This is a genomic window from Acinetobacter cumulans (genome assembly GCF_003024525.3).
Lineage (GTDB): Bacteria > Pseudomonadota > Gammaproteobacteria > Pseudomonadales > Moraxellaceae > Acinetobacter > Acinetobacter cumulans.
In genome coordinates, this window is record NZ_CP035934.2 from 2672735 (window position 1) to 2696453 (window position 23719).

At 40.7% G+C, this 23719-nt stretch carries 18 protein-coding genes; 7 read left to right on the forward strand and 11 right to left on the reverse strand.

Annotated elements, in window-relative coordinates:
* Nucleotides 1-14: 14 nt before the first annotated feature.
* Nucleotides 15-512, reverse strand: coding sequence for a cell wall-recycling L,D-carboxypeptidase ElsL (gene elsL, locus C9E88_RS12615; protein WP_171356357.1), 498 nt, complete (start codon nt 510-512; stop codon nt 15-17).
* Nucleotides 512-913: a YbaN family protein gene (locus tag C9E88_RS12620; protein ID WP_106985064.1), complete on the reverse strand. Its 402-nt coding sequence runs from the start codon at nt 911-913 to the stop codon at nt 512-514. Before C9E88_RS12620 ends, elsL begins: the two co-directional genes overlap by 1 nt.
* Nucleotides 914-1032: 119 nt before the next feature.
* Here C9E88_RS12620 and C9E88_RS12625 point away from each other — a divergent pair, with 119 nt between their 5' ends.
* The 3 genes from C9E88_RS12625 to dapE all read left to right on the forward strand — a co-directional run bounded on the left by C9E88_RS12625 (nt 1033) and on the right by dapE (nt 3449).
* Entirely contained in the window at nt 1033-1890 is an 858-nt protein-coding gene (locus C9E88_RS12625; protein ID WP_106985065.1) for a DUF1853 family protein, read from the forward strand.
* Nucleotides 1891-2032: 142 nt separating this feature from the next.
* The gene (locus C9E88_RS12630) at nt 2033-2182 is read left to right on the forward strand and encodes an entericidin A/B family lipoprotein (protein WP_106985066.1); all 150 of its coding nucleotides are present in this window, start codon (nt 2033-2035) and stop codon (nt 2180-2182) included.
* Nucleotides 2183-2312: 130 nt separating this feature from the next.
* On the forward strand, nt 2313-3449 hold the full coding sequence (dapE, locus tag C9E88_RS12635; protein WP_106985067.1) for a succinyl-diaminopimelate desuccinylase: 1137 nt from the start codon (nt 2313-2315) through the stop codon (nt 3447-3449).
* A 58-nt stretch (nt 3450-3507) separates the two neighbouring features.
* On the opposite strand, the gene C9E88_RS12640 is transcribed toward dapE, so the two are convergent.
* From C9E88_RS12640 to pilG, 6 genes are all read right to left on the reverse strand, one after another.
* Nucleotides 3508-3966, reverse strand: coding sequence for a hypothetical protein (locus C9E88_RS12640; protein WP_106985068.1), 459 nt, complete (start codon nt 3964-3966; stop codon nt 3508-3510).
* Nucleotides 3959-8500: a hybrid sensor histidine kinase/response regulator gene (locus tag C9E88_RS12645; RefSeq protein WP_106985069.1), complete on the reverse strand. Its 4542-nt coding sequence runs from the start codon at nt 8498-8500 to the stop codon at nt 3959-3961. Before C9E88_RS12645 ends, C9E88_RS12640 begins: the two co-directional genes overlap by 8 nt.
* 173 nt (nt 8501-8673) lie before the next feature.
* Nucleotides 8674-10746: a methyl-accepting chemotaxis protein gene (locus C9E88_RS12650; protein ID WP_106985070.1), complete on the reverse strand. Its 2073-nt coding sequence runs from the start codon at nt 10744-10746 to the stop codon at nt 8674-8676.
* A gap of 46 nt (nt 10747-10792) precedes the next feature.
* Nucleotides 10793-11329, reverse strand: a complete 537-nt coding sequence (locus tag C9E88_RS12655) for a chemotaxis protein CheW (protein WP_106985071.1) — start codon at nt 11327-11329, stop codon at nt 10793-10795.
* A 6-nt stretch (nt 11330-11335) separates the two neighbouring features.
* Nucleotides 11336-11704: a response regulator gene (locus C9E88_RS12660; protein ID WP_106985072.1), complete on the reverse strand. Its 369-nt coding sequence runs from the start codon at nt 11702-11704 to the stop codon at nt 11336-11338.
* A gap of 28 nt (nt 11705-11732) precedes the next feature.
* On the reverse strand, nt 11733-12116 hold the full coding sequence (pilG, locus tag C9E88_RS12665) for a twitching motility response regulator PilG (protein ID WP_106985073.1): 384 nt from the start codon (nt 12114-12116) through the stop codon (nt 11733-11735).
* Nucleotides 12117-12405: 289 nt separating this feature from the next.
* On the opposite strand from pilG, the gene C9E88_RS12670 reads away from it, so the two are divergent.
* The 4 genes from C9E88_RS12670 (at nt 12406) to C9E88_RS12685 (ending at nt 19167) form a co-directional block, all read left to right on the forward strand.
* A complete protein-coding gene (locus C9E88_RS12670; RefSeq protein WP_106985074.1) occupies nt 12406-13050 on the forward strand; it encodes a hypothetical protein in 645 nt (214 codons plus the stop codon).
* Nucleotides 13051-13099: 49 nt separating this feature from the next.
* Nucleotides 13100-14227, forward strand: a complete 1128-nt coding sequence (locus C9E88_RS12675) for an efflux RND transporter periplasmic adaptor subunit (RefSeq protein WP_106985075.1) — start codon at nt 13100-13102, stop codon at nt 14225-14227.
* A gap of 23 nt (nt 14228-14250) precedes the next feature.
* On the forward strand, nt 14251-17355 hold the full coding sequence (locus C9E88_RS12680; RefSeq protein ID WP_106985076.1) for an efflux RND transporter permease subunit: 3105 nt from the start codon (nt 14251-14253) through the stop codon (nt 17353-17355).
* Between the two features lie 96 nt (nt 17356-17451).
* A complete protein-coding gene (locus C9E88_RS12685; RefSeq protein ID WP_106985077.1) occupies nt 17452-19167 on the forward strand; it encodes a proline--tRNA ligase in 1716 nt (571 codons plus the stop codon).
* Between the two features lie 50 nt (nt 19168-19217).
* Here the strand turns inward: C9E88_RS12685 and C9E88_RS12690 are convergent, their stop codons facing one another.
* From C9E88_RS12690 to C9E88_RS12700, 3 genes are read right to left on the reverse strand one after another with little or no spacing between them, the layout of a single operon-like run.
* A complete protein-coding gene (locus C9E88_RS12690; protein WP_106985078.1) occupies nt 19218-20615 on the reverse strand; it encodes a hypothetical protein in 1398 nt (465 codons plus the stop codon).
* A 26-nt stretch (nt 20616-20641) separates the two neighbouring features.
* Nucleotides 20642-22975 (reverse strand): DUF6160 family protein, encoded by a 2334-nt coding sequence (locus C9E88_RS12695; RefSeq protein ID WP_106985079.1) that lies wholly within the window; start codon nt 22973-22975, stop codon nt 20642-20644.
* Nucleotides 22976-23001: 26 nt separating this feature from the next.
* Nucleotides 23002-23715 carry a hypothetical protein gene (locus tag C9E88_RS12700; RefSeq protein WP_106985106.1) on the reverse strand — a complete coding sequence of 238 codons (714 nt, stop codon included), beginning with the start codon at nt 23713-23715 and terminating at the stop codon, nt 23002-23004.
* Nucleotides 23716-23719 lie beyond the last annotated feature (4 nt).

Genomic DNA, 23719 nt, shown 5'->3' on the forward strand with positions numbered 1-23719 from the left:
TCGTGCATATACCATCAGATTTGTGCTGATTTTAAATATACGGTCGCATCAACTGGGATCAATTCAAATAATTCCATCACATCTGTATTGCGCATACGAATACAGCCATGTGAAATAGGAACTCCCATCGGTTCTGTGTCCGGCGTACCATGAATGTAAATATAGCGCTGATAGGTATCACATCCCTCGCCTTGATTAAAACCAGCCTCTAAACCCGCCAACCATAAAATGCGGGATAAAATCCAATCACGTTCAGGATATTGCGTAGCTAAAGCAGGACTATAGATTTCACCCGTGGCTTGGCGTGCTTTAAAAACTGTATTTTGTGGCATGTCTGCACCAAATTTCTCCGCAATACGGTGCCAACCTCTTGGTGTCTTACCACTATTTTCAGTTTCACCTATGCCATTTTTACCACTCGAAATAAGATAGCTTTTATTGAATTTGGGTAGGCTTAAACGTTGCTGATCTAAATCAATCACAACGTCAACTTGATCTGGACTAAATTCCATCATGGCGCTTTCTCTGTTTCAATTTTTGTGGTTTTAGCACGTGATTCAGGTTCTGGACGTAGCCATAGCCAAATGGCAACCGCCAGCATGGTTACATCGGTAAATATTTTGACGGCCAAAGGTGCATTGGTAAACAGCATGACCACTGCACTTATAAACATCATGATCGATGCGAACCACTTTGCTTTACGTGGCACTGTGCCATTTTCTCGCCATGCACGAAGCGTTGCGCCATATTTAGGATGATTTAACAGCCATGCATCCATCTGTGGCCAACCTTTTGAGGCCGCCCATGCCGCTAATATCAAAAATACTGTTGTTGGCATTCCAGGTAAAAGTGCCCCGATGAAGCCCAATAGAACAAAGATCAACACTAAGCTTCGCCAAAACAACGTTTTCATACCCAGACCCAATTCGTACAATACGCTTAGTATAAAGCGTTTTTTAAGCTACACCGTTGCAATTCTGCATTATTGTCATAGCATACTGATGCTATTCTTATATTGAGGCCTAGACCACCATGACTCACATCTCATTGCCGTCTTGCTATTTTGAGCCATGGTTAAGCTATCAGCAGCCCTGTGTCAGACAACTGGCTTTTAGCATTGCTAGTCCAAATATTTTAACTCAACTTCCACCAGAGCTCGCACTTACACACCAATTTGAATTGCATGATGATCTTATCTGGCAACAGCACTATACGCGCTATATACCGCGCTTAGAGGCTTTAGATAAAGACCCAACTGAATTATTAGATTTTATACACCAACTCAAAAGTACCCGTCTTGGCCTGCGCTTTGAAATGTTGATTTGGTTTTGGCTACTTGATCGTGATTACCATCATTACGAACTAATTGGACACAGCATTCAAAAAATTGATGGCCCTAAAACGCTAGGCGAACTTGATTTTGTCCTTCGCAACTTAGAAACCCAAGAAATTGAACATTGGGAAATTGCGCTCAAATACTATCTTGCTGAAGGTGATTGTTCACTGCCCTCTTGGTATGGTCTCAACCGCAGTGACACACTCAGTAGAAAGCTCCATCATTTCACACAAAAGCAGTTTCAATTTAACGACGCTTTAGAACACCGCATACAACGTAAATACTGCATGCTCAAAGGACAGCTTTATCTACCCGTAGATAAATCACATGAATTACCCGATTGGGTCAATCCAGCGCGTAGAATTGGTCACTGGGGCCATCACATCCCTCATCCAAGTGAGCAGTATTATCGATTGCAACGTCATGAATGGATCTGTGCACACGCTGCACTTAGCAGTATCCCTGCATACTGGTGGACGGATGGTCTTTATAAGCAATCACATCAAGAAAATTACTATATGTATCGTCAACCAAATTTATTACAAACCCATTAAGGTTGAATTTTAAACAGTTCGAGATTTGTTTTTATTACATTTAATTACCGAACACCTATAAAAATTGCATACTTTTCACGCAGTGTATTTTTTAATCTAATTTTACGGAGAAAATTTATTATTCGTAAAACTGGAGAAACACATGAAGAAAATTATTGCTGCTTCACTTCTTGTAGCCTTTGCTTTAGCTGGCTGTAATACTGTAAAGGGTGTGGGTCAAGACGTATCTAAGGCTGGGCAAGCTGTAACAGGCACAGCAGAGCGCACTTCTGATGAAATTCGTCGCAATTAATGCGAATAAAATCGGCTTAATCGGCTGATTATTGAAAACCCTATTTAAATAGGGTTTTTTTATGTTTAAATTTTCCTTATCGTCATGATTCGCCTATTATATTGCGACATTTTTGACTTAAAGATTCAGCATGACTTCATCAGCGACACTCGATCTAAGCCTACAGCTTTTACGTCAACCCTCAGTAACGCCAGTAGACCACAGCTGCCAAAACATTATGGCTGAACGTTTGGAAAATATTGGCTTTAAGATTGAAAATATGCGTTTTGACGACGTAGATAATCTTTGGGCACGTAAAGGCACTGAATCTCCTGTGTTTTGTTTTGCAGGACATACCGATGTTGTACCTACGGGTAATTTAGATGCTTGGGGTTCAGATCCATTCCAACCCGAAATTCGCGACGGTAAACTGTATGGCCGTGGTAGTGCTGACATGAAAACTGCCTTGGCAGCAATGGTCGTTGCTTCTGAGCGCTTTGTTGCAAAGCACCCTAACCATAAAGGCTCTATTGCTTTTTTAATTACTTCGGATGAAGAAGGCCCATCTATTAATGGTACGGTCAAAGTCATTGAAACACTTGAAGCACGCCAAGAAAAAATGACATGGTGTTTGGTGGGTGAACCATCGAGCACAAATACTCTTGGTGACATTGTTAAAAATGGCCGTCGTGGTTCACTCAATGCCAAATTAACAGTTAAAGGCAAACAGGGCCATGTGGCTTACCCACACCTTGCAGTGAACCCAATTCATACGGCATCTAAAGCGATTGCAGAACTGTGTGAAACTGTTTGGGACAATGGCAATGAATACTTCCCTGCCACCACATTCCAAATTTCAAATATTAACTCTGGCACAGGCGCAACCAATGTTGTACCTGGGACTATGACGTCATTATTTAACTTCCGCTACTCAACAGAAGTCACTGCAGAAGAGTTAAAGGCACGTACTTTAGAAATTTTAGACCGTCACAATGTAGAATATGACATTGAATGGACACTGTCTGGCTTACCTTTCCTCACTCCTGTGGGCGAGTTGGTCAATGCTGCCAAAACTGCCATTTTAAATGTGACAGGTGTTGAGACTGAGCTTTCAACCAGTGGTGGAACATCTGATGGTCGCTTCATTGCTCCTACTGGCGCTCAGGTGCTCGAATTAGGCGTATTAAATGCCACAATCCATCAGATCAATGAACATGTAAATGTGGCCGATCTCGAGCCTCTAGCTGAAATTTATGAACAAATTTTAGAAGGCTTATTGGCTGTTTAATTTTTACATAAAACAAAAAAGGAATTCCGTAGAATTCCTTTTTTTATGCCTCATGACATTAGGATTGAAGCTGCGTTTGTATGTAGTTCATATTTGGGATATGAAAAACTTTCTCCCCCATACGCACATATTGGAAAATTGCAGGATCGGTTAAAGTCTTATCTTCATCTACAATTTCAGAAATACGTAAACGAATCGTTTTTGGCATTTCATCGCACATCAATGCAAAACGTTGCTGTACGTCTTCACCTTCAATCACCAATGCTACACCAGATTTGCGCTCTGGTTGGTTGACCGCATATACAGGGAGTTTCAATTCATGCCATTGCACGAATTGCACTTTGGTTTCGCTGTCTAGTGCAGATAAAATGATGTTTTGTGGTAAAAGCATCGGCTCTTTACCATGACATTCAATAATATAAGCATCAATAAACCCTGTAGAAACAGTAATTAAATGCTGTAATTCTTGCTGATTAATTTTATCAGTTACTGTATTCACCGAAGTTTGTTCAGTCATAGATCAACTCCTGTTTTTCGGCAATCAACGCTTCAATGTTAGCAAGCAATTCCGCTTCTTGGAATGGTTTACCCATATAGTGGCTGACGCCCAAACTGAACGCACGCTCACGGTGTTTTTCACCCGTACGCGATGTGATCATAATAATTGGCAATTCTTTGTGGATGTCGTGATGTCGAACCAAGTTGGTTACTTCGAAACCATCCATACGTGGCATTTCGATATCCAGTAACATCAAGTCTGGTCTTACATTTTCAAGCTGTTCAATCGCATCCACACCATCTTTAGCAGTAATGATGTCATAGCCTTGACGCTCAAGCAGACGCGACGTTACTTTACGTACCGTTACGGAGTCATCGACAATCATCACAAGACGACGTGCATTACCATGACGGCTCAGATCACGCGAATCAGACACATGTTTAAGACGCTGCGTCGTTTGAATCTGACGGGCAATATTTTGACCATCTAAAATCAAACACACCTGACCATCACCTAAGATCGTTGCACCTGCAATTGCTCCAATATTAGAGAACTGCTGACCAATTGGTTTCACCACAATTTGAGCACGCGAACCAATTAATTGATCAACCAATAATGCAATCGTTTGACCACTGTTTCCTTTAATTAAAAGTACAGGCAATGAATGAGAAACACTGCTTAAACGTGGTACTGGCTGGTTTGACACAAATTCAGATAGATAACGTAACTTGTAATTTTCATTATCAATTTTGAATGTATCTGCCTTGCTATTGAAATAGCTTTCTAAAGCAGATGGCCCAATACGTACAATACGGTCAATTTGTGCCAACGAAATCGCAAATTGTTGATCACCCACTTTCACCATCAAGGCATCACTTACAGCCACTGTGGTTGGTACACGAATCGTAAAGGTCGTGCCTTTGCCCAATTCAGACTCAACACTCACATGACCACCCAAAGCTTTGATTTCACTTTGTACTACGTCCAGACCTACACCACGACCAGAAATTTGGGTTACTTCCTTCGCGGTACTAAAACCAGGATGGAAAATTAACTGCAAAATTTCTTGCTTGTCGAGTACTTGATCGGCCTTAATTAAACCTTGGCTGAGCGCTTTTTCTTTAATTTTGCTCTCATCAATCCCTTTACCATCATCGCTAAATGACACAAGAACGTCTGTACCTTGGCGACTAATGTTCAGAACAATATGACCCACCTCAGGCTTATTCAACGCAATACGATCTGTCGTTTCCTCTAGACCATGGTCAATCGCGTTTCGAAGCATGTGCTCGAAAGGCGTAACCAGACGCTCTAAGATCGTACGGTCTAATTCACCTTCGGTGTTTTGCACCACCAACTCCGCTGGGCGGTTTAAGGTGGTTGAGGTTTGACGCACAATACGTTGTAAACGAGGTAACATCCGTGAGAACGGAACCAAGCGAGTACGCATTAAACTTTCTTGAATTTCTGCCTGAATACGTGACTGTTGTAATAACAAACCTTCTGTATCACGGATTTTTTCGGACAACGTACTCTTAAAGTCGACCAAATCCGATGCAGACTCGGCCAATGATTTTGACAATTGGTTTAAGGACGAATATTGGTCCATTTCCAATGGGTCAAAATCCGCATAGCGCGAATTTTCTGTACCATGCTTAGCAAGAATTTGTGATTCAAGCTCACCGTCCATTCGACGTAGCTGGTCAGCTAAACGCTTAATTGCCAATTCCATCTCATTGAGCGTATTACCCAATTGCCCCAAATCCATCTCAATACGCGAACGGTTAATTGAGTTTTCGCCTGACAAGTCAATCATCTTCTCAACCAAATCAGCTGAGATACGAATCATTTCATTGCTATTATCAGTGGCTAATGTATCTGTCCATTCACCTTGCATAGAAGGTGGCTCTACACCATCACCCTGAATAAATTCAAAGTTACGTGTTGCTGAACCTTGACCATCCACACTGCGGCGGCTTGGCAACTGTGCCGTTACATCAACGTATTCAATCGACTCTAAGCTACGTTTAATACTATCGAAGTTGCTGTAATCTTTTTCGAAGATTCCTTGCTTCAACCAGCTGAGTGTTGTTTGTAGTAAGTCGTCGTAAGCGTTTGAGTTAAAATGATGAACCGCGAATTGCTCAAACGTTGTTTCCAACTGATAAGCAACAGCCGCGACTGGCTCATTTTCAACCATGCGCGCGCCACCTTTAATACTGTGGGCTGCACGTTGTAATTGAAGCAAAATACTACGGTCACTACGCTGATCAAACCATTGAATTAATAACTCAGCAGCTTGTTCCAGAATCTCTTCAGCTTCTTCCAGAAAGGTTTCTTCCACCACTGAAAGAAGTTCATCGTCCACCGATGTAGAAGCACTTGCTACTGAAGAACTTGGCTCGATGACTTGAGCAACTGGTTCAATCACAGCAGGTGTTTCAAATTCAATCGCTTCAATTGAAACAGTTGGTACTTCAAATTCAATGACTGGACTGTCTTCGACTGGTGCAGGGTGCACCTCAATGTCCACAACTTCAGGAGTACTTGCCACAGTCGCACTTGATTCGACCTGACCTTCAACAATGCTTTGGATATGGGTAAGGATATCAACAGCTTCAGTCGCAGCGTAGTCTACGCCCACATCACGAATCGTTTGAATACGATCTGAAAGATCATCTTGCACCAAACGAATGACTTGTACCAATGGCACAGTAGCTTGCATCTGACCACGAATTACACGTTCGTAGATAGACTCTAGTTCATGTGCAATTAAGCCAATATTGGTCGCTGAAATCATGTTTGCACCGCCTTTCAGCGTATGCAAATAGCGCATTAAATTATTTAAAGATCCTGTATTTGTTAGATCTTTATTCCAAGTATTTAAGTCGCTATCAATACCCGACAATAACTCATCAGCTTCTTCAAGGAAGATTTCAAGCAAATCTGGATCAAAGTCAGTATTTGAGTCTGTAGATTGATGCTTGGCTTGATCTTTAGCTAATTTTTGACTTAAGGTCGCAAAATCGATACCTGCAGTGCTGGTTTCAGCAGGCGCAGGAACATGGAGACTGCTTGACTCTACAGCTGTTGAGGCACTACTTGGTGCAATTTCAACTTTCGCACTTAATGTAGACAATACATTGCTACTTTCAGCTGTATCTTCAATATCTTGTTGTACAAATGCAGTTAAATCACTCAGCAACTTTTGTGCTTCATCTGATAATACTACACGCTGACCTGCAGCCAAGGTATCAAATAAATGAATAAATTCTTGATGTGCTTGAGCAAATAACTCATAAGCATAATCCAGATTTAACAGCTGCGGTTTTTGACGTAGATTGTCATAGCCTGATTTTAGCTCAGTGGTAAACTGATGAATTCCCACAGAGGCACGATTATCAGTATGTGCAAGTAGTTCATCTGCTTGCGTGCTCAGTGTTTCTAAGTATTCTGGGAATTCAGCTTTAGCTCGCGTATCAAACTCAAACTCAGCATCCAATAACAAATCAATATTTAATTCAATGAGTTTCGATACTAAACCTTGTGGTTGAATATCTGACTCCATACTTTCAGATGCAAAACCATAATCATTCCATGCATCATTGAAGGTATTGTAAATTGCATTTAACTGGCTTGTTTCACCCTTACGTAAGGTATGTAAAAAGTCGCGTACAAACTCAGAGTACTGAATCAGCAATGCAGTTTCTTTTGAAGTCGAACCGATTTCTTCTTGAAGCTGTGTTTTGAATAAATTTTCAACTTTAGAGCTTGCTTCAAAAATTTGATCGATTTGTGCCATTGATGAACTACCACGCAAAGTGTGTAGCGCACGGATTAAGGCATTATAATCTTGATGTTTGGTATCTTCTTGTTTCAAGAAGTTTTCAATTGTCTGCAGATGCTCTTCTGCTTCTTCAATGAAGATCGCAACTGTTTCTGCAATTAAATTATCTTCAGCAGGAAGTTCAATCGCTGCCAAATCAGGTGTTACAAATTCTGTTGTTTCAACTGCCTCAACTGTATCAAGCTCTAGACCTGTGACATCCGAAGAGGACTTTAAGCGAGTTGCCAAACCTAAGAGCTCTTGTAATGCTGGCTCTGGGCTTAGACCTTGTTGTAATTGTTGTCCTAAAAGGACAATCGGACGCAAATCAACCGTCAGCTCGGTGACATTTTTAAAGCTTGGATACAGCTTATATTGATAAACATTTAAAACCGTTTGAGCATACTGTTGAATCGTTGGGCTAAGCGTAAGCGAACCACCAATAACGCGGTTCAAAGTATCTTCAACTGTCCATGCCGCCTCACCCGCCGTCTTTGCGCCCACCATACGACCAGAACCCTTTAAGGTATGGAAATGGCGACGAATTGTCGTGAGCAAGTCTTTATCTTGCGGTTTGTCCAGCCAATCAGATAATAAATTATCAAGCTCGCCAAAAATCTCCTCGATCTCTTCAACAAAAATTTCTAAAATTTCTGCATCTTGATCGAGATAGCTATCCTCAGGAAGCGTTGTCGTTTCGACTAAATTTTTTAATATTTCTTTCATAGCTAAGGCTTCTTACGTTTTGCCACCAAGAAGGGTGCTCAAACTTAATTGTGACCATCACGCGAGACTTAACTTTAGAAAAAGTTAAGTTCATCTTGCCGATGCTTAGTCTGTTTCTTATTGGCATACCCTGCTCAATTGCACGGTATGCCTTTCCCCAAAGCGCGCTAACTTTAGTCTGGAAGTTTAAAGTCAGATACAGAGTCACGTAATGTTTCGGCCATATTTGCCAATTCAGAAACCGAACGCGCAGTATCGAATGTTGCACTCGTTGTTTGCGACGTAATTTCCTGTACAACGTTCATCGTTGTAGCAATATGACCCGCTGAAGCAGCCTGAAGTTTTGCAGCATCCGAAATGTTTGCAATCAGTTTTGCCAAGCTGTTCGATACCGTTTGAATTTCGTCTAGGGCTACACCCGCATCCTTAGACAAGTTCGCACCACGTACAACCTCGGCAGTTGTTTGCTCCATTGAGATTACGGCTTCGTTTGTATCCGTTTGAATGGTTTTTACAAGGCCTTCAATCTGTTTTGTTGCAGATGCTGAACGTTCAGCTAGACGCTGTACTTCGTCGGCAACCACGGCGAAACCACGACCAGCTTCACCCGCCATCGACGCCTGAATTGCTGCGTTCAATGCCAAGATGTTCGTTTGGTCGGCAATATCGTTAATCAAGGCAACAATGTTACCAATCTCTTGAGAAGATTCACCCAAACGTTTAATACGTTTTGATGTTTCTTGAATCTGTTCACGAATCGTGTCCATACCCTCGATCGAGCGGTTTACAACGTCTGCACCATTGGCAGCAATTTGTACCGAACGTTCCGCAACGACTGCTGATTCTTCAGCGTTGGCAGATACTTGGTCAATTGACAGTGCCATTTCGTTAATTGCGGCAGAGGCACCTGCAATCTCTTGTGCCTGATGCTCAGAAGCTTCTGCTAACTGGTTGGTAATACCCTGCGTATTTGCCGTATATTGTGCAACCTCTTCTGATGTTTCTGTAATACGCGATACCAAATCACGTAACTGATCGATCGCGAAGTTAATCGAGTCGGCAATTGCACCCGTAAAGTCTTCAGATACTGTCGCGTATGAACGTAAGTCACCGTCTGCTAAGTCGGCAATCTCGTCCAGTAAACGTAAAATCGCGTTTTGGTTACGGTCATATTCTTCTTGTAAGCGACCTACACGTTGTTTATCCGACTGACCACGTAAAGAAAGTAATTTGAATACACAAATCAAGAAGGCAATTAACGTTAAAATTAAGAGCAATGCGGGTAAAACTGTTGCCCAACCTGAACCTGATTTCAAACCATTTAAGCTATCTAATAGTTTATCTGATTCAGCAAAAATTGATGAAGATGCTTGACGTACTTTCACAATTTGTTGTGAGTTCTGCAAGATCGTCGCTGCAGCTGATTTTAGTACATCATCATATTCAGACTTAATGCCTTTTAGTGATTCACGTAATTCAGCATTTTCAATACGTTGCACACCTAATTCTGCACTACCATTAAGCTGTGCATTTAAGTATGAACCGAATGTTTCTGTATCGGCACTAAAGTCATCTGCAGACTCACGTGAACTGTCTGAACCTGTAAGTACAGAACTGATCGAACGTAAAATACGTTCCGCAATGAATACTTGGTTTTTTGCAATTACAACCTGGTTAGATGGCATGTCTTGACGCGCCATTTGGTCAACCATCAAGTTGTATTCAGCCTGAATACCCGGAATCGTTTCACCGATTGCAATGTTCGTATCATAAAGTTGATTAATGATTTTTTGTTGCGAAGAAATCAAATCAATATTTGAAGATACTGTTTTCCATTGTGATTCTACAGATTTGAGTGAATCAGTATTCGCATGAATATCAGTAACTGTCTCCAAGTTTTTAGCAAAACTTTCTTGAGATTCAGTTAATTTTTTCATTGCTTCAGGCGTACCAGAAGCGGTTGCTTCGGTTGCTTGACGCGAAATGGTTTGTGAAAGAAGACGTAATTCACCTAGGCTACGCGTAAGTTCGTTATTACGAGGAACGCTATAGAAAAGGTAAAATAAAATCAGAGTTGCCAGTACCAGTGAACCAACAGCACCGTAAATCAATGGCTTTGACTTTTCACTATCACCAAATACACGCGATAACTGATCTATTTGTGATTGAATCTTAGCTAATAAAGCATTGCCACTTGGACGGCCTGCGCTTTCACCTGTATTTTTCTTTTTAAGTTTAAAGCCCATTCAGCTTCTCCCCGATTTACGTCTTCATTCGTTAAATGCGTGACAGTTAATTTATAAATTTTATAGATGCGTTCATATATTTTGGATTTTGCAATAAACGACTGAATAAAAAGACATGCCACTGCTGGTTATGCTGGTGAAAATATCCCTGACAATATTCTTGTAAATTACTGCCTAATTCAGCGTCTTTAGAAAAATAACTCTTCTTATTAAAATGCTGTATACCCAAAACTTGATCAACGACCAAACCAACATAATGATCATTATGACTAATGCATAAAACTTTTTGAGTCGGAGTATAGCTACTTCTATGACCCGTAATATATTGAGCCAAATCTGAAACTGAAAGTAGACGTCCCCGAATATTCGCCAAACCTTGCACCCATGATTGAGTGTTTGGAACTGGCGTACACTTAGGCGGATAGATCACTTCGGATACTTCACCTAAAGGAGCAACAAAATATTGCCCCATCATCTCAAAAGCAATGCCTGACCATCGGTTGACTTCATTCTCAGTTGAAACGTAGTTTTTATTTCCACGTTTCGCAATTCGAAGCAATTCGATAAATCCATTTGCTGCCATAGAGCTTTATCCTGCATTGAGGTGCTGTTTTATCACATCAATTAATTGTTTTTCGTCTACAGGCTTTGTTAAATAATCACATGCGCCTTGACGCTTACCCCAAACACGGTCTGTTGCTTGGTCCTTTGTGCTTACAATCACAATTGGAATGTGCTTCGTTGTTGAACCACGTGCAATTTGACGAGTTGCCTGAAAACCGTTTACACCTGGCATGACCACATCCATGAGGACGAGGTCCGGAAGTTCTGCTTGTGCGACTGTTACACCGTCTGCACCATTTGACGCCTCAAGAACTTCAAAGCCATGTTTGCCTAAAATTTCTTTGAATCGAAATGTTTCTGTCGGTGAATCATCTACAATCAAAATACGTGTCATGCCTTTCCCCAATAAAAAATAAAACTAATTAAGCAGTTACGTGGTTACGAATCGCATTCAATAATTCATCTTTACTGAATGGTTTTGTTAGGTATTCGTCTGAACCCACGACACGGCCTTTCGCCTGATCAAATAAACCGTCTTTACTTGACAGCATTACGACTGGAATATTTTGATAATTTTGCGAATTTTTAATTAATGCGCATGTTTGGTAGCCATCTAAGCGAGGCATCATAATATCAACAAACACAATGTCTGGATTTGCTTCAGCAATTTTTGACAAGGCTTCAAAGCCATCTACTGCAGTCACAACTTCACAACCTTCACGTTGAAGAAGAGTTTCTGCTGTACGGCGAATAGTTTTTGAGTCGTCAATTACCATGACTTTTAGATTTTGAAATTTATCGTCCATTTAAAGACCCTTCCCAAAATATGGATATATAGAATGCTGGAATTTTATTCGCAGTTACTTTTAGTTAACAGTTGTTAACATTTTTAACATATATTTACTTTCATTTTCAATGAACATTTTCTGCTCAAGCACACAGTATTTTTCAATACTATTAACAGCTTCACACTTTCCGATGACCAAGAATTTATTTTTAACTTGGAATAGTTTTTAATTCTCTATTTTAAGTCTAATATAGCACTATTATTACTTAAAAATAAGTAATTTAGTCAACTTTATATTGGGGAGCCCAATGCGAAGTCAGTTTAGCGTAAATCACTCTTATATTGCTTATAAAAAAATGACCCAGAAACTCATTTTAGTCTTAGTATTGGTATCACTAACTCCGTTTACTTTTGCGACTAATCCCCCTCAAAAAGCAACTTGGTTTCGTTATTATGATAGTAAAGGTGTTGCAAATGTAAGCACCAATGTTACACCTAACCATATTCGCTATGGCTACGAAGCACTTGATCAGAATATGCAAGTGATTAAACGTAATAGACCTTATAATGCAGAAGCAGATATTAAGCAAGCGCCACAGCGCGCCGTGGCTGCCCAAAAATTAGCCGCAGACACACAACTAAAAAGTGCTTATAATAACAGCAGTGTAGCAAGTCAAAAAAAGAAAGAAATACTTACTGGAATTTCGAAACAACTTGTTTTCCAACAACAACAATTAAAGCAATTACAGGAAGACCGTATTATGTTTGTTCGTCAAGAACGTGAATACTCACGTAAAGGGCAACCTGTACCTGCACAATTACAAAGTATTTTAAATAATAACCAAAAAAATATCGTAGCGAAAAAACAAGATATTCAATCTTTACAAACGCGCTATCGAAATACAGTAGCCGAATACGACAAAATTATCACCCGCTTAAAAGCAATGGAATAATTTTGCAGTTTCAATTGCTTCTGTTGACAGCTGAATATAAAGGACGATTATGCAATCAGCACAGCATTCAACGTATACCCCACTTACATTACAAGCGCGCTTAGCTTCAATTGGCTTAATTTGCTTAAGCCTTGCTCTCGTCGGATGTCAAAAAAGTGAACCCGTTGCCACTGAAAAACCAATCACTAAAGTTGAACTTATTCAGCAGGATTTAGTGCGCATTCAACATGGCAGTTCTGTCAGCAAGACCACTTTTACAGGCACTATTCGTGCTGTAAATCAAAGTACGATTCAAGCTCAAGTTACGGCAACAGCTACTGCAGTGAATGCCCAAGTGGGTCAAACTGTGCAAAAAGGTCAAGTGCTGGTCCGCCTTAACAATCAAGACAATGCAGCACGTCTTGCCCAAGCACAGGCCAATTTAGCTTCAGCTCAAGCACAGGCCAATCAAGCCCGCCTTATGGTGCAACGTAAAGAACGCTTATTACAACAGGGCTTTGTATCAAAAGTAGAATACGAACAAAGCAAAGTGGATTACCAAGCGCAATTAGAAAATACCAATGCGCAACAAGCCAATGTCAACATTGCGCGTAAAGCAGATCAGGACGGCACAATTACCAGTCCAATCAGTGGTGTAATTACCAAGCGTCAAGTTGAGCCTGGTCAAACAGTCGCTGCGGGCGCAACTTTATTTGAAATTATCGATCCAGCACACTTAGAAATTCAGGCACTACTACCAAGCGATTCGCAGTCAGCATTAAAACTTGGCCAAGCCATTGAATATCGTATTCAAGGCAACAATAACCTATTGAATGCAACCTTAAGTCGAATTTCACCGATTGCCGATCCTGCCAGCCGTCAAATTGAATTTTTTGCCCAACCCAAAGAAGCCATTACTTCTTTGAGTATTGGTGCATTTGTTGAAGGCCAAATTTTAGGTTCAGATCAAGTTTCGGGGCAATTAATTCCACTGAATACTGTACAAGACCTCGATAATAACCCTTATGTTTGGGTCGTGCGTCAAAATAAAATTGCTAAGGCCAGCATAAAAGTTTTAGAACAGCGCTACAGCACCAATATTGCTGTGGTAACAGGCTTAGAAGATAGCGATCTCGTAAGTCGCGTCAAGTTTAGCGACAATCAAATCCGACAAGATGTCAGTATCAGCAAAAACTAAAATAACAAAGCAGGATAGCGGTTATGTGGTTCACCCGAATTAGTGTCAAATACCCTGTATTCACCATTATGATGATGTTCTGTCTGATGGTCTTAGGGCTCGCATCATGGCAACGCATGGGCGTCGAAGAGTTTCCAGATGTCGACTTTCCTTTCGTGGTGGTCTATACCAACTATCCTGGCGCATCTCCAGAGTCGGTCGAATCTGAAATTACCAAGAAAATGGAAGATCAGATCAACACCATCTCTGGTTTAAAACAGGTTATTTCTAAATCTAGTGAAGGGTTATCAACAATTATCGTTGAATTTAATTTAGATGTGCCCTCCTCTGTTGCAGCGCAAGATATTCGCGACAAAATTGCACCCGTCAGTGCTCAATTTCGTGATGAAATTGATGACCCCATTGTAGAACGCTATGACCCGACGGCTAGTGCGGTCATGTCGATTGTATTTGAATCTAAAAATATGTCTCTGCGTGATCTAAGCTCGTATTTAGATCAACGTATCGTACCGCAGCTCAGAACAGTCAGTGGTGTGGGGACTGTTAACCTGTTGGGTGACTCACAACGCCAAATCCGTATTCAAATTGAGCCTCAAAAACTGCAAAGTTTTGGTATTGGTATTGATAAGGTTTTGAATACCTTAAAAAATGAAAACATTGAAGTACCTGGCGGTACGCTCGATCAAGCCACCTCTGAACTTGTCGTCGAAATTAAATCGCGTGTGATCCACCCGCAGTCTTTTGGTGACTTGGTGATTGCCAATAAAAATGGCGCGCCCATTTTTTTAAAGCAAGTCGCCAAAATTGAAGATAGCCAAGCGGAAATGGAATCCAGCGCTTTCCTAAATGGTAAAGCTGCCGTGGCTATTGATATTTTAAGAAGCTCTGACTCGAATGTTATTCAGGTCGTGGATAATACTCGTAAAACATTAGAACGTATTAAAACCCAATTGCCAGAAGGCACAACAGCTGAGATTGTTGTTGATTCTTCCAAAGGGATTCGTGGCAGTATTAAAGATGTCGCGCGCACAATTGTAGAAGGTGCTATTTTAGCCATCTTTATTGTCTTACTGTTTTTAGGCTCATTCCGCTCTACAGCCATTACAGGTCTGACTTTACCTATTGCATTACTTGGCACCTTAACCTTTATTTGGGCCTTCGGCTTCACCATCAACATGATGACCTTACTGGCTTTATCACTCAGTATTGGTCTATTGATTGATGATGCGATTGTGGTTCGGGAAAATATTGTGCGTCATGCTGATATGGGCAAAGACCATGTGACTGCTGCATTAGATGGTACCAAAGAAATTGGTTTGGCCGTATTAGCGACCACACTGACGATTGTCGCTGTGTTTTTACCAGTGGCTTTCATGGGCGGGATTATTGGTCGCTTCTTTTATCAATTTGGTGTGACTGTAAGTACAGCTGTACTGATTTCAATGTTTGTCAGCTTCACATTAGACCCGATGCTTTCCGCGCATTGGGCCGAAAAGCATAATCCAAATCAAAAGCCCAATGCCCTACAGCGCTTTTTCAACTGGATTTCAAGCAAATTAGATAACTTGAGCCATCATTATGAAAAGCTCCTCAAACTTGCCTTGAGATTCCGTTTTGTAACCATTTTAGTTGCTGTTGCGTCACTATTTGGTGCCTTGGCATTATCTAAAATGATTGGGACAGAATTTGTACCTGTACCTGATAAAGGCGAAATTCGCATTAAATTTGAAACGCCTGTAGATGCCAGCTTGCAATATTCACAAGCCAAATTAAAACAGGTCGATGCCATTATTCGTGAACATCCAGAAGTTCGTTCAACGTATGGATCAATCAATAGCGTTACAGATCGTGGTAAAAACCATATTAGTATTCGTGTAGGTGTTACACCACGCACTGAACGCAAACAAACGCTCACCCAGCTCAACAATGAATTCCGCCAACGATTGCAAAGTGTTGCAGGCATTACCATTACTTCTGTGGCTTCCGCGGATGAAACCGTGTCTGGCGGGCAAAAACCTGTGATGATTTCCATCAAAGGGCCCGACCTTGATGAACTTCAAAAAATTTCCGATCGCTTTATGCATGAAGTGGCAAAAATTGATGGCATTGTCGATTTAGAAAGCTCATTAAAAGAACCAAAACCAACTTTAGGTGTACATATTAATCGTGTAGTGGCCAGTGACTTAGGCTTATCAGTGAATCAAATCGCTAATGTGGTCCGTCCATTGATTGCAGGTGACAACATCACCACTTGGAAAGATCCGAAAGGCGAAACCTACGATGTCAATGTGCGCTTAGCCGAAAATACTCGTCGCTTGCCAACTGACTTACAAAATATGTATATCACTTCGCAAAAAACCGATGCCACTGGTTTACCCGTACTTGTACCACTTTCTTCAGTGGCTAGTTTTGAAGAAACCTTAGGGGCCTCACAAATTAACCGCCGTGATTTAGCACGTGAGGTCTTGGTACAAGCCAATACAGCGGGCCGACCTGCGGGTGACATTGGTGCAGACATTAAAAAAGTAGAAGATCAATTTGACTTGCCACCGGGCTATCGCTTTGCAACCCAAGGTGCCAATAAAGATATGGCTGAATCAGCAGGTTATGCCATTACAGCTATTACTTTATCGATTGTCTTTATCTACATTGTGCTGGGCTCACAATTTAATAGTTTTATTCATCCAGCAGCGATTATGGCTTCACTACCGCTATCGTTAATTGGTGTATTTTTAGCATTATTTTTATTTAAATCGACCATGAACTTATTCTCCATCATTGGCATTATTATGTTGATGGGGCTGGTCACCAAAAATGCGATTCTACTAATCGACTTCATTAAGAAAGCTATGGATGAAGGCACTTCACGTTATGATGCAATTATTGCTGCAGGTAAAACTCGACTGCGCCCAATTTTAATGACGACCAGTGCAATGGTCATGGGTATGGTCCCTTTAGCCCTCGGCTTAGGTGAAGGTGGCGAACAAAGTGCACCTATGGCACATGCCGTGATTGGTGGTGTAATTACCTCTACCCTCCTAACATTGGTCGTGGTTCCCGTTATCTTCACCTATTTAGATGACTTTAAAATCTTTATGATGCGCCAATTTAAAAAAATCATGTCATAATTTTACCCAACACAATGAGGTGACTTGAAAAATGTACACCTCATTTTTTATTGTATAATCTCAGCTTTAACGCTTAATCTTTTTAGGACACCGTTCATGCGCGCAAGCCGCTTTTTATTTGCAACGTTAAGAGAAACTCCAAACGATGCGGAAGTTATTTCTCATCAATTGATGCTTCGTGCGGGGATGATCCGTAAGTTAGCTTCTGGTTTATACACTTGGTTGCCTACAGGCGTTCGCGTATTAAATAAAGTAGAAGCGATTGTTCGTGAAGAAATGGATCGTGCAGGCTCTCTTCAAGTCTTAATGCCAGTCACACAACCCGCTTCACTTTGGGAAGAATCTGGTCGTTATGTACAATATGGTCCTGAACTACTTCGCTTTAAAGACCGCCATACCAATGATTTCGTACTTGGGCCTACACACGAAGAAGTGATTACAGACCTTGCGCGTAATGAACTCAAAAGCTACAAGCAATTGCCTGCAAACTTCTACCAAGTTCAAACTAAATTCCGTGATGAAATTCGTCCACGTTTTGGTGTAATGCGCTCACGTGAATTCGTTATGAAAGATGCTTACTCTTTCCACGTTGACCAAGAGTCACTGCAAGAAACCTATGACAATATGTATAACGCATATTGCCGTATCTTTACACGTCTGGGCTTAAACTTCCGCCCAGTACAAGCAGATACGGGTTCAATCGGTGGTTCAGGTTCACACGAATTCCATGTGCTTGCATCTAGCGGTGAAGACGATATCGCATTCTCGACTGAATCAGACTATGCAGCCAACGTAGAAATGGCTGAAGCTGTATTGGTTGGTGAGCGTGCTGCACCAAACAAAGCATTTGAATTGGTCGCAACGCCAGATCAAAAAACCATTGAAGATGTATCTGCTTTCTTAAAATCAGATCCAGCTCAATCAGTTAAAGCTTTACTTGTTCAGGGCGTAGCAGAAGAAGGCAAAGCAGTTCCTGTTGTTGCATTATTCTTGCGTGGCGACCACGAGCTGAATGAAATTAAAGCTGAAAAACATCCTTTAATTGCATCACCATTAACATTTGCAACTGAAGAACAGCTGGCGCAATACGGTTTAACAGCTGGCTTCTGTGGTCCACAAGGTTTGGTTGAAAAAGGCCTTACTGTAATTGTAGACCGCGCAGCCTCTGTATTATCTGACTTTGTGGCAGGTGCAAACATTGTTGATCAACACGCAGTTGGAGTGAACTGGGAGCGTGATGCCCAATTCACTGAAGTTTATGATTTACGTAATGTGGTTGAAGGTGATCCATCTCCAGATGGCAAAGGTACACTGCAAATTAAACGTGGTATTGAAGTTGGTCACATCTTCCAATTGGGCCAAAAATACTCTGAAGCACTTGGCTGTAAAGTATTAGGTAAAGATGGTAAGCCATTAGTTGTAACAATGGGTTGTTATGGTATTGGTGTTACCCGTGTTGTTGCATCTGCCATTGAACAAAACTTTGATGACAAAGGCATTATTTGGCCTGCAGCGATTGCGCCATTTGAAGTTGCGATCGTACCAATGAATGCACATAAATCACCTCGTACTGTTGAAGCTGCTGAAGCGCTTTATGCAGAACTTCAAGCTGCAGGTTATGACGTGATTCTAGACGACCGTGACGAACGTCCAGGTGTGAAATTCTCTGACTTAGAAATCACAGGTATTCCACACCGTATTGTGATTGGTGAAAAAGGTTTGGATGCGGGTACTTTTGAATATAAAGGTCGCCGTGATGCTGAATCTGTAAATATCACTAAAGAAGAATTATTAGCTAAGATTGCTAAATAATTTTTTCTAAATAAAAAACCCGCTTAATGCGGGTTTTTTATGATCACCGATTAACAGAACTTCAGACCACCAAAGCAGTTCGACACAACCGTTTGGTTTTGCAATATTTGCGAGTTTAAAGCAATAGTTGCTGGCTTCGCTTGCGTATAATTACCCAAATCAATATTTAAAAGTTTCACTACAGGAGTATTAAATAGGGTACCCAATGATTCTCCTGTACCTGTTGTAATTCGGTTATTTTCATCTAATAAAAAGTCCGAAACTAAATTAGCCACCTGAGGTAGTACTGCCGAGATATCCACTTGATCTTTAGCTTGTAAATAGCCCAACTGAATTGGGTCTTTAAAGGACATCCACCAGCCTTTTTGGGCTGTATCTTGCACCTCAGTACCTGCCCACTTCAAAGTCTCACTTTGTAAGGACAAATACCCTCCTGTACCAGATAATGGAATATTATGTACCATACTTAAAGACTGATTAAATGCAATTTCCATATTGAGGTTTTGAATATCTGAGCCTTCCCCCATTTTGAAAATTGCTTTTTTAGCCAAACCTAGAATCGGATCAAAAGTTACCAACAACTGATCATTAGCAAACAAATCTTTTTGCGCTTGCGTCATGCTTGAATTGGCTGCTAAAGGAATAGATTTAATGCTTGCTGTAATACCTGATACATTCGCAACAGATAAACGCGAACCTGAAACGACGGTTTCTGGCATATTAAATTTCACATTAATACTTGGAACTGTTACACCCTTGTTGTCTGCAGCTGTTGAATCACTTTTAAATTCACGAGGAAATTCCAAACCTAAGATACTGGCTGTAAGGTTCCCTTTAATTTCTTCAGTTTTTGAATCACCAAAGGTACTCTGCTTGGTATTTACATCACCTGTGGTGGCTGCCATTTTCATATAACCTGAAAAAGACTGAATACCATCTGAGGGGTTTACTGTATTGTCAGTACCTGCCGTCAACAGCCCACTAATGGCATCAGCACCTAAACGAAAGCCAACGACTTCACGTGTGGATGCTTTCCCCCCATTTTTAATTGCAAATTCAATAAATGGGTTGGTGATTTTTGCACTGGTGCTCGCACGACCATTGGAATCATAAACTGGCACACCATTGGCATCAAAACTTGAAGGCATACCACTAATAGAAAGGTTTGAAATATCAATATCACATTTACCAGCACCCTTATCACCACCACAGCCTAATTGTAGCGATTTAATATTGGTGTTTAGCTCCATCTCTGCGCCCAAGCCAAGTTTGAAGAATTCAACTTTTTCACTATTGGCATTGGTATAAGTATAATTATCTTTCGAAAAATTCAGTAAAGCTTGACCGTCAACCGAAGATAATTCTGAATCCGATAGCGCCTGAAATGAAGTTGCATTCCCTGAAACCCACAAACTACTGACGATCGTCGCCACTAATATTTTTTTCATTATTGTCATTCCCTGTAAAACTATAATTATCGTGGTGTAATACCCATTGAACTGCGCATTACCCCACCTGGAATTGCTATATCTGCGATTTTTTGCATTGCCCCTGCAGGTGCAATTGCCAGTTCAGCTATAAACACTTTAGCACCATTTGTAATGGTGTCTGTCTTTGTAGACAAGCGATTAAATTTAACTTGGTTATCCAAAACCACGCTGTCTTTTTGCATATGAATACGTGTTTCTAAACCAAGATCCCCTTGTAGGCGATTTAGGTTAATACTCGATTCATTTGCCACAGTACCATCAGCTTTTACATCTTCATTAATTAAACTGATGTAACTACCGCGGTCATTCTTATCTGTTAATGGTTTAAATTGAAAATTTGCTTGTAAAGATAAGAAGTTTGTATCTGGTGTCCCGTCTGTTGTTTCTAAACCTGGAATAATAAATAACTCACCTTTCCCATCCAGTTTAAAAGCAATCGATGCAAGTACATCATCTTTGCGACCAAAATTATCAATTGGGACAATTTTAGTACCACAGGTCCCAGAACAGTTATATAGCGATCCTGGTAACTGACCAATTGCAATCTCGGCTTTGGCTGCAATTAATAAACTATCGGCTTTAACGTAAATCTCTTTATCTTCAAAGCCAATCACGCCATTGGCTTTGATGTAAGAATCAATATTACGCAACCCCGCATAATAATTGACCTCTTCTCCTTTAAGCGCATTACCACTCGCATCCTTCAAAATTACGCCATTACTGTCTTTTAAGGTTCGCTTTTCACCATCTAAAACCAAAATGGAAGTGGTATATGCATTTCCAGTTACGCTGTCATAACGATAACCATCTGTAGACATAGCAAGGTCATAACCCAAACCAGATTTTGTCGCCCCTGCTTTGTTCACATATTGTTTTGCAAAAATTCCTAAGTTGGCATTCAGGTTATAAATTGGTAAACCTAAGCCCCAAGTTCCAGAATTTGCATTATTGACTGGCAAACTATTGTCAGAAATAAATCGCGCTGTACGAGCAATCGCTTGAAAATCCATACCACGAACAGCAATCAATGCCATCGTTTGTGGATTTGCACTTGGCGAAGGGTTATATATCAGCTCATTACTACTGGCACTGAGTATAGATTTAATTTGATCATTAATCATAAAGCCCAAAGAATTGGTTCTTATGGTATTAATGTAAATATCGCCAAAATCAATATACGCATTTTGCGTGCTAACTGGTGTTCCTACTACACTTGAATTACGCACATTAAGGCGTGTTAAGTTCGAAAACTCAATCGCATAACTACCCGTACCTGTATGGCCGAGCTCAAATGTTGTTGGCGTTCGACCAGAAACTGTAGTCTGACCACTATCTGCTCGCGTAAAATCAGCAGACATGGCCATATGCAAACCACCTGCTTGTGCAAAACCATATCCTGTCGCTGCAGTATTAGATTTTTCTAATCCCTTATTTACAGTATTAAAGTTTGCAACACCACTCTGATTTGCATTCAGCATAATACGGCCATTGGTTAAGGCACCCGAAGCACCTAAACGAATAACATTACCCTGTTCGCCATCTTTACCATAACGTACATCAATATTTACGCCCGGCTTGGTTGCTGTGCCCGTACGGCTCGCATCTACATTTTTGCTTTTATCTTCAGCACGTACAAGTTGGACAAAATTATCCGACTTTCCATCAGCAGATTTTGTGGTAAGTACAATGCCATCTTTGGGATCAATGTACATATAACCATCAGCGGTCAGATTGAAGTTGAAATCTTTGAGTGTGAGGTTTTGTCCATTTTGACCATAAGAGATACTGGCATTTTGCAACCTCAACTCTAAGTGAGCTTTATCATTACGATTAAATAAGCCATTGGTTGTTGCCAAATAAACTTCAAGTGGTGAAATGGTTGAAAAGGTCAAACTTCCTAAGTTTTGATCACTTTCATTTGTGGCACAGTTGGGCGCACACACCAGCATAATTTTAGATGCAACTGCCGTAAATGGTGAAACACTTGCTCTTAACTGGATACCTGTACCTTTAGCATTGGAAGCCAATTGAGTCGTACCTACATCGAGGTTTACTTTACTCACAATATTGGTATTGCCTTGAGTTGGCGTAATCACCACATCATGCAAGCCTAATTTAATAGGCTTGGTTCCAGCTTCTGAATAGTCAATCCAGTTTGCTTGTTTGACCTCTACACGAGAAACCTCTTGTGTAATCGAGATCCCATCCTGTCCTGTAACATGGCTAAGTGTCTGGTCACTTAGTGCCTCAAGCGCATAGCTTTGGTTGGCAATACATATACAAGCTGTGAGGAGATTTAATTTTATTATTTTGTTCATCTCAACGTCCTTATTCAATTAATACTTTAACAGCGTGCGCCCGTAGCTCCTGTACAGTTATAGCTGAATATTTTTAGGTCTCCAGTCATGTGCAAATTGCCATGCATATTTAGACCCATAAATCCTGTTTCTGTATCCTTATCAAAAGCAGGAATATCCGTAGCAAAAGTGGTTTTCTTTCCTGTACTATCGATTGTATATGCTTGATATTGACCATAAGTTGTTGTTTTTAAATAACCCTTTTGATCACCTTCATCTGCTTCAATTGAGAGATTATTAAATCCTAAGTTACGAATTTTTAAAGGCTTATCATCAAAAAAAGACAATTTCATGGCTGTTTGCGGGTCACCATTTTTATTAATAATCGTGGTGCCCTCTAAAGAGAATTTCTCAACCTGAATGGTGCCTTGGATTTGTTTAAAAACCAACCACTTCTGATTGCCTTTCTCTGTATGGTTATTTGGAGAAATCGCTAAACGGCATTGCACATTATTTTGGCAACTATAGGTATAGTATGCATCATCAATACTAGCAACCTGACCTGTTTGTAAGTCATGCAATGAAATATCTTTTTTGCTTAAATCATTGGCATATCGATGGTTTAAAGACAATGTCCAATTAAAATCAGCGCCGCCTTGACCGCGTACCTCTTGTAACTCTTGGGCATCTAAGCCTGTAAGTCCTGCATGCGCAGTTGCTGACACAAGTAATACAACTGCGAGATAAGATTTCTTCAACATAGCT